The organism is Cytobacillus sp. IB215665 (genome assembly GCF_033963835.1).
In the GTDB taxonomy this organism is placed as follows: domain Bacteria; phylum Bacillota; class Bacilli; order Bacillales; family SM2101; genus Nanhaiella.
Genome location: NZ_JAXBME010000016.1, coordinates 104,069 through 111,617 on the forward strand (window position 1 = coordinate 104,069; position 7,549 = coordinate 111,617).

At 33.3% G+C, this 7,549-nt stretch carries 7 protein-coding genes and 2 pseudogenes; 1 reads left to right on the forward strand and 8 read right to left on the reverse strand.

Annotated elements, in window-relative coordinates:
* Positions 1-543: 543 nt before the first annotated feature.
* The 8 genes and pseudogenes from SLH52_RS17620 to SLH52_RS17655 all read right to left on the reverse strand — a co-directional run.
* On the reverse strand, positions 544-1,824 hold the full coding sequence (locus SLH52_RS17620) for an MFS transporter (protein ID WP_320210582.1): 1,281 nt from the start codon (positions 1,822-1,824) through the stop codon (positions 544-546).
* A gap of 294 nt (positions 1,825-2,118) precedes the next feature.
* Positions 2,119-3,291: a HesA/MoeB/ThiF family protein gene (locus SLH52_RS17625; protein ID WP_320210583.1), complete on the reverse strand. Its 1,173-nt coding sequence runs from the start codon at positions 3,289-3,291 to the stop codon at positions 2,119-2,121.
* Between the two features lie 84 nt (positions 3,292-3,375).
* The gene (locus SLH52_RS17630; protein ID WP_320210584.1) at positions 3,376-3,522 is read right to left on the reverse strand and encodes a hypothetical protein; all 147 of its coding nucleotides are present in this window, start codon (positions 3,520-3,522) and stop codon (positions 3,376-3,378) included.
* A 28-nt stretch (positions 3,523-3,550) separates the two neighbouring features.
* A complete protein-coding gene (locus SLH52_RS17635) occupies positions 3,551-4,243 on the reverse strand; it encodes a TfuA-like protein (protein WP_320210585.1) in 693 nt (230 codons plus the stop codon).
* Positions 4,209-5,489 carry a YcaO-like family protein gene (locus SLH52_RS17640; RefSeq protein WP_320210586.1) on the reverse strand — a complete coding sequence of 427 codons (1,281 nt, stop codon included), beginning with the start codon at positions 5,487-5,489 and terminating at the stop codon, positions 4,209-4,211. Before SLH52_RS17640 ends, SLH52_RS17635 begins: the two co-directional genes overlap by 35 nt.
* 6 nt (positions 5,490-5,495) lie before the next feature.
* Entirely contained in the window at positions 5,496-5,765 is a 270-nt protein-coding gene (locus SLH52_RS17645; protein WP_320210587.1) for a MoaD/ThiS family protein, read from the reverse strand.
* Positions 5,766-6,003: 238 nt separating this feature from the next.
* Positions 6,004-6,202, reverse strand: a pseudogene (locus SLH52_RS17650) (mercuric reductase); the annotation flags it as partial.
* Between the two features lie 219 nt (positions 6,203-6,421).
* Positions 6,422-6,940, reverse strand: a pseudogene (locus tag SLH52_RS17655) (DDE-type integrase/transposase/recombinase); the annotation flags it as partial.
* Between the two features lie 97 nt (positions 6,941-7,037).
* Here SLH52_RS17655 and SLH52_RS17660 point away from each other — a divergent pair.
* Positions 7,038-7,175 (forward strand): hypothetical protein, encoded by a 138-nt coding sequence (locus SLH52_RS17660; protein ID WP_320210588.1) that lies wholly within the window; start codon positions 7,038-7,040, stop codon positions 7,173-7,175.
* Positions 7,176-7,549: the final 374 nt, after the last annotated feature.

Below are 7,549 nucleotides of genomic sequence, written 5' to 3' on the forward strand. Positions count from 1 at the left end.
TATTTGGTCCTCAAACTAGTGTTGGTTTAACATTCACTAGAATAGGAGACATAATTTAACTGAAAAAGTTAATAATCATTGTGTTGCATAAAATTGATTAATTTGACCTATCACATTAATACAAGCTTAATTAAATATATTACATACCATAAAGTATACCCTTTATTTCTAAATTAACACGATTTCATCTTCTCATATACCATACTTTACTTCGATACGATTGGCTCCGCAGCCAGGATTCGAACCTGTGACATTCGTATTAACAGTGCAACACAAATACCATGCTGAGCTACTAGGGAATAATTGGATGACAACTTCTTTACCATCCTTAATATGTTTGGATAATTCTTCAACAATTTTAGAAATTAACGCACTTTCTGTTTTACATGTAAGGTAGGGTATTGCTATTTCATAGCTGCGCCCATGTTCAATCCTTTAAAATTCCAATCTCAAATAATTGTACTCAGACATAGAATCTTTTTACTGGGTTTAATTCGATGAGATTTGTATCCAAACCCAAGTGATTTACCAGGTGGTTATATATCATATATACTCTTTGATCTTCAGATTGGACTTTCTACCTTCCAATCTTCCCATAATATAAAATAGTCCAGCACTAAAAAATGCAAGTATTCCTACTACATAGAATGTTTGAGTAACACCAATCCATATTGTCATGGGAATTGCCAGAGGTGCAATTGTCCGACCAACTGTATACCTTAAACTAGCAGCAGCATAATATTGTCCTCTCATATGTTTAGGAGCTAGTTTGGCAACATAGCTTTCCTGTACACCAACTACCATGAGTTCCGCAGTAGTGAATATTAACATAATTAAAAATAAAGCCCAAAAATTCAATGTACTACTAAACAATATAATCGCGATGCCATACAATATTGAGGATGTTAGAAACAATTTCCACTCATTAAAATGACTAAAGATTCTCGTCGCAAGGACTGTAAACAGAGTCACCATTAGACCATTTTCTGCTAGTATCAAGCTAAATGCTTTTTCTCCGTATACATCAAAGGACCATCCCCTAAAAGAAAAGATCGTTTGTAATGGAACATTATCGGATATATAAACAGATAATAATAAATTCATTTGCAAAAACGTTTGAGAAAGTAGAATACCTCCTAAGATAAACATAAGAAAAATTTTATCAGTTGCTATAATTCGATAATTTTTTACTTGCTCTACTAAGAAAACATACCATTCCCTTTGTTCCTTTACATTATCATTTATAAAGGTAGGTACAGTTTCTTGGACAAAGAGCTGAAGCATGATCGTAAAGATTACACTAATAAGTAATGCTATTACAAGTAAACCAAAACGATAATGAAAAAAGAATACCCCACCAAGGATTGGCCCTATAACAACAGAAATATTGAGCACCATATAAAAAACAGCAAAGACACTGCTTCGATCTTTTTCAGGGACTACATCTGCAACCATAGCGTGACTCGCAGGCCAGTATAGAGCGTTCCAAACCCCTACCAATGAAAATGATATAAAGGTTAATTCTGGTGATTCATACCACGGAGAATTAGCCATAGCAAATAAAAAATATGCTACAGAGGTACCGATATATGAAAACACCATCATTTTCTTACGTCCAAAGCGGTCTGCACAATATCCTCCGAACAAGTTAGCAAGTAAAGCAATGAATTGTGAGAGAACTAATAATAATCCGGCCTTACCTTTTCCGAAATATTCTGCAAAATAGATTGCCATGAAAGGAAAATACATTGAAAACAAAATATTAATAACGCCTTCACCATACAGCCGAATCTTTAAATTTTGATTCCAATCTTTCCACTTCATTTTTCCCACCGCATTCCATCCAATTTTCCGTTCAGAAAACCCAAGGTTTCAATTAATCTTTGAATTTGTTGTAACTCTAGAGATAAATTTTATTTTCAAAAAGCAAAGTACCACCTCAAATTGGATGGTTGTCAACCTAGAAAGTCTTATACAAGACGTTCTTGAGACGGCTTGTAATTCTTTTTGACCAGTTAACGCTGATAAATTCACAAAGCTAACAGCTTACAATGCTTTTGGGATAAAAAGGAACTTACTATTACAATAAGATAAAGTCAAGTTATCTATTAATAAGGATCATGAGTAAGTTTTATCTAGTTTAACTAATGGTAGATTATACCTCTCCCAATTTATAATACCACCATCAAGTGACCAAATATTCTTAATACCTATATCATTATATTCTTTTTGAATATGTTTGCTTATTTTACCGAACTGACAAACAATTATTAAGTTATACTGAGATTTTAATTCTTCTATTTTTTGGGGCAAGTTAGTTTCATCTACTAATATAGCACCTTCAATATGACCTCGATTAAACATATCTCTATCACGAATATCAATTACTTTATAAGATGATTTATCTTTCTTTAACACATTTAATTCTAAAGGTTTTACTTCATAGTGTTTTACTTCATTATCAAGTTCAAAAGGTTGTTTATTTTCCACAATATCACATTCTTCTGCGTACTTTAAATCCTTACTGATATTGTTACTACATATAGGACAATTAGGATTCGGTTTCCTAAGAAGAGTTTGGAAATTTCCTGTTAGAGAATTAAAATAAATAAGACGACTGTCATATATATGACCAATATTTAAGAGTACCTTAAGAGCCTCCATAGCTTGAATTGATCCCATAATTCCGACTAACGCCCCGAAAACTCCTGAGTTACTACAAGATGGAGCATTCTTTCCTTCAGGGGGATTAGGATAAAGGCAACGATAACACCCGTTGTTGGGCATATATACAGCTACTTGACCTTCATACATAACAGCGCTTGCATCGACAAGAGGTATTCCTAGCTTAACGCAGGTATCATTTACAAGGTATCTAGTTGAAAAGTTATCCGTTCCGTTAATTACTACATCAAAATCTTGAATAATTAAACTTGCGTTTTCCATAGTTATGTAATTGTGATATGGTTTTACATCAATACCTGGATTTATCTTTTTAATTCTTTCTGCTGCAGCTTCAGATTTTGAACTTCCTATGTCTTCTGTATTGTAAATAATTTGTCTATGTAAATTAGAAAGGTCTATATTATCTCCGTCGATAATACCTATAGAACCAACTCCTGCTCCTGCTAAATAAAGTAAAGCAGGTGAACCTAATCCTCCAGCTCCAATTACAAGAACAGAGCTTTTTTTAAGTTTTTCTTGTCCTTTAACTCCAATTTCTCTAAGTAGTAATTGACGAGAGTAACGTTCGACTTCTTCATCTGTTAATATAGGTTCTATAAATGACAAGTTGCCATACCTCTTTTCATTTGTTTTAATTAACAAAATCAAGAGTAGCAATAGCTACTCTTGAAAGAAATAATAAGTAAATTATTACACTCTTTTAGATGCTCTTGCATCTGCTGTTCTTGCATCCGCAGTTCTAGCGTCTGCCATTCTTGCATCTGCCATACGTGGCGTATCAATTAGTTGTGATTTTTTAACTGCATTTTTAAAATCTGAAAAAGAATAATTTTTCATGTAATTCACCTCCTTCCAATAGCCAAGCTTATTTGTTTTCTTGATTTAAAATCTCAATAGCTTTGTTTATAGCATTTATAGCATCTATTTTTTTGATTCTATAGTCATAATTTTCAGTAATATTTAGCAGCTTTTTATATTTCTCTTCTGTTAGAGATTCAGAAGCAAAACTTAAAAATATATCTAAAGTCCTTTTTGGAAAGTAAAGTTTCTGTACTTTATTAAATAAACTCATAGACTCAATTTCATTCAATGTGCCACTTTCTACTGCCTTTTCTATTATCACTCTAATGTGAACAAGCGGTTCAGATAAAGCATTACCAGTAGAAGGGTCCATTGACATTGCTACTTCATCATCTGCTATGATAATCTCATCCCTATACATCTCAAATACTTTTCCCACTCCGACCATACCGAATTTCTCTAGTTCAGTGGCACGAATTGCTCCTAAACTAGAGGAACCAATAACTTTTATACCTTGATCCATTAATGATAAGATTTCTCTAGGTGAAACAGTCAATGTATTAAGAAAAGCCCCATCTATCAATACAATAACTTTAGGCTGTTTAGCACCTGGTTTAAATTGGAAATCACCTCGTTTAGCAGGTGGTAGCACAGTCACATCAGGTGCCAATTGTGCTGTTTCTTCCATAGAAAGAGAGGGTCCAGTATATACCCAAATATCTTTATTCGAGTTCCAGTATTTCTCTACCTCGCTCACCTAGAACACACCCTTTAATATCAAAATGATTTAAAACCCACATTTCTAACTGTGGTATTAAAATTCTAACCACGGGAACCTGTAACTCTTTCTTATTTAAATTTATTAGGAATGCTTGGTTCCTTCCAATCTCCCATAGTCTATCAAGAATACAGCGAACATCCTCTTCTATAGTTTGATTCTTGTAATTAACACAATCATTAAATGACTTCATCTCTCCCCGATCTGAGGTCATAAAAGATAAATCATTAGGTTTTTGACTTGGTGCTTGTTCAGACATATCTTCCCTTGTTCCTTGAAAATCTGTCAATCTTGATTGTGCTGCTTCTGTTATTGCTCTTTCTAAAGCAATTTCTGCATCTGGATGTGTTCCAGCTCCACCATGACAATAATACTCACCTTCCCAATTTTCTTCTACAAGAGCTGCTGAAAAGGTTGGAATACCAATATCAGATGTAATATCTCGAATGATTAGTTTCACCCCTTCTTTTTCTATTCTCTTGGAAATTTCATATAAATGTTGGGGGACGGTATTAATATCTATCATTGGAAAACCTGTTGTATCACTTGGAACAAGAGGTTTTCCATCAATTATACTAGGAAGGTTCGGCTTTATGGTCGCTTTTAAAATAGCTAAGGTCCTAGCATCTCTTTCTACAACTTCATTAAGAGCATGACAAATAGCTTCTTCAATTACATTCCCACTACCCAGTCCATTTGTACTTTCAATCCAGATTCCTCTTCCGTTTCCTTCCCAAGGTATACTCACTAAGCTTGCCGGCACATAATATTGATCTCCGGAGAACAATTCTATAGAGGGTACCCAGTCTAGCACTTCTGTATGTAAATTTTGTTCCAAATCAATATAACTTGGTATTGAATAAGGATCTAAGACTTTTTCTTTTTTACTTAGATCTTCATAAGATGCAGTTATAACTGGTAATTCTATATTTTCCGCACAAAATGTTTCAATTGTTTCCATCATCGCTCCTACTTTAGCAGCTTCCATGGTAGTTCCTTTTCCGTTATTTACCGAAATTCCACAACGGTCATTTGGTACAGTTGCTGAAAAAACAGGGACTCCTAATCGATCCAGTCCGGTCAAATCTGCGATTCTTGTTATACCTACCTTTGGCAATAATTCTTTAATTCTATTTATTGTTTCGTTAGGTGATATTACCCTATGTGTCCCATGTCTATTAATTTTTGTTGTGTCCCCAAAGTCAATACCTCTTAAATCAACCATGATTTCTTATCCTCCTGCCACACTACCTATAAATAAAACTTCATCATTTTGTCTTAATTTAATATCTTTAAAATGACCTTCTAATTGTGTGCCATTTAAGTAAACTCCAACAAATGACCTAAAATTTCCATTACTATCTATAATTTTTTTGTATAAAGATGGCTTTTCCTTTTTTAATAGTAAGATAACGCTCTCAAACTCCTCCTCCAATACATTCCATACTTCAGGAGTGGATTGATTAACAAGAGATCCAGAAAATGTTATTTGTACGCTCATAAATATCATCCTTACTAAATATTTTTTATATTTTTAATATTACAAAATTAAATATTACATTACATTATTTTGTTTGTAAAGAATCATATAACAAAACAGGAAAATTATACTATATTATAAAATGTCTCCAAATTGTTTAGATTACAATATGGGGTACAGCCAACCTTTCGGAAATTTTTACGCTAAGAAAGATTTCAAATTGAAAAAGTCGGTTTCTTGTAGGATAAGAAAACCGACCTCTTGGAACAGCATCTAAAGGTAATACAAAAGTTTTCACTACATATCCTTTCCTTTTACTTGCTCTCCGGTTAAACCAACTGTAGCAATCGAAGGTTTTGTATATCTTACACCAGGAACATCCGATAAATCTAATTTTTTTAATCCACCAATCGCGTTATCAGCAACAATTCACCTTCAGAGGCTACAACATACACAAATAAATGACTTTCTTCTTACCATTTACTGTTCTGTTATATGAACCTTTTTGATTTGTCCCCCTTGTTAAAAAAAGTCTTGATAAAATAATGAAATGGACGCCAGCATTTATACAACCTGAACATATGAAGATGATGAAAGAAGCAAAAGCTGATTATTATAAGGTGCAAAATCCTGTATTAGATTAGCATGAGATAGAGAAAATCAATAGTACAATCTTAGAAGCTATGGAGTTCTCGTGTTAATTCTTCTAAACTTTCATACTGCCTACCTTTGACAAACTCTGTCTTAATAATCTTAAATGTTGCTTCTGCAACTGCATTATCATAGGGGCATCCCTTCATACTTAAAGAGCGTTTAATAGAGAATGTTTTTAAAGCATCATCAATTAACTTATTTTTGAACTCGTTTCCTCTATCTGTATGAAACAATTGGATATGATGAAGGTCTTCCTTTATTGAAGCGAGAGCACGATAAACAAGCAACGCATCCTTATTCGATCCAGTACTATGTCCAATAATTTCTCGATTAAAGAGATCAACAAAGACACATATGTAATGCCATTTTTTATCAACCTTTACATATGTTAAATCACTTACGACAACGGATAACGCTTCGTTCCGCGTGAATTCACGGTTTAGTTCATTGGAATAGTGGTCCTCATTTGGCTTTTCTGAATGGGGTTTAAACTGTGCCACAGTATAATTAGAAACTAGTCCTTGTTCTTTCATGACTCTACCAATACTAATACTTCAGGTGAGCCTTTTAATATTTTGCATATTTAGTAAAATTATTCTATTATTTAGTTGAGTATCTTTTTGTGGGAGGTAGATAACAATGGGTGATATATTTAATGATGTAGCAAAAAGTCTAAGTGTGAGTTTTATCGCTACTGTTAGCGCATTATTAGGCGTTGGGTTACTTTTTTATTTGATTGCTTATAAGTTAGCACCAACATTTAATATTTCTTTTTAAATATCATCTAAAGCTAGGTGATCTTTTTTAGTAGTAGGAAAAGCTCCCAGCGCCTTGACATATTACTATGATAGGTTTCCAAACGCTCTCCTCCGAACCGTACATACACCTCTATATGTATACGGCTCTCCACTTATCATCTAAATCTTTTTTTCATAATATTTCTTCCACTCTCTAATTAATATATTCATTTCATTTTTAGCACAAGCTCCAATTATTTATTCCTTTTGGTATTATAGACCCACTTCATTGCATTTTTTTATTAATCCGTTAATAACATTAACAAAACCTTTGTATTAGCTTTCATCATTTTCTTATACTCTCTACCAAAGCTAAATCCTCTGATGTAATATCTCCATTCTTTACTGCCCATC

What these genes read in the sequence shown, in the direction of transcription:
- SLH52_RS17645 (WP_320210587.1), bottom strand. Translation starts at nt 5,765, where the DNA reads ATGAGCGTACAAATAACATTTTCTGGATCTCTTGTTAATCAATCCACT.
- SLH52_RS17660 (WP_320210588.1), top strand. Translation starts at nt 7,038, where the DNA reads ATGGGTGATATATTTAATGATGTAGCAAAAAGTCTAAGTGTGAGTTTT.
- SLH52_RS17620 (WP_320210582.1), bottom strand. Translation starts at nt 1,824, where the DNA reads ATGAAGTGGAAAGATTGGAATCAAAATTTAAAGATTCGGCTGTATGGT.
- SLH52_RS17630 (WP_320210584.1), bottom strand. Translation starts at nt 3,522, where the DNA reads ATGAAAAATTATTCTTTTTCAGATTTTAAAAATGCAGTTAAAAAATCA.
- SLH52_RS17640 (WP_320210586.1), bottom strand. Translation starts at nt 5,489, where the DNA reads ATGGTTGATTTAAGAGGTATTGACTTTGGGGACACAACAAAAATTAAT.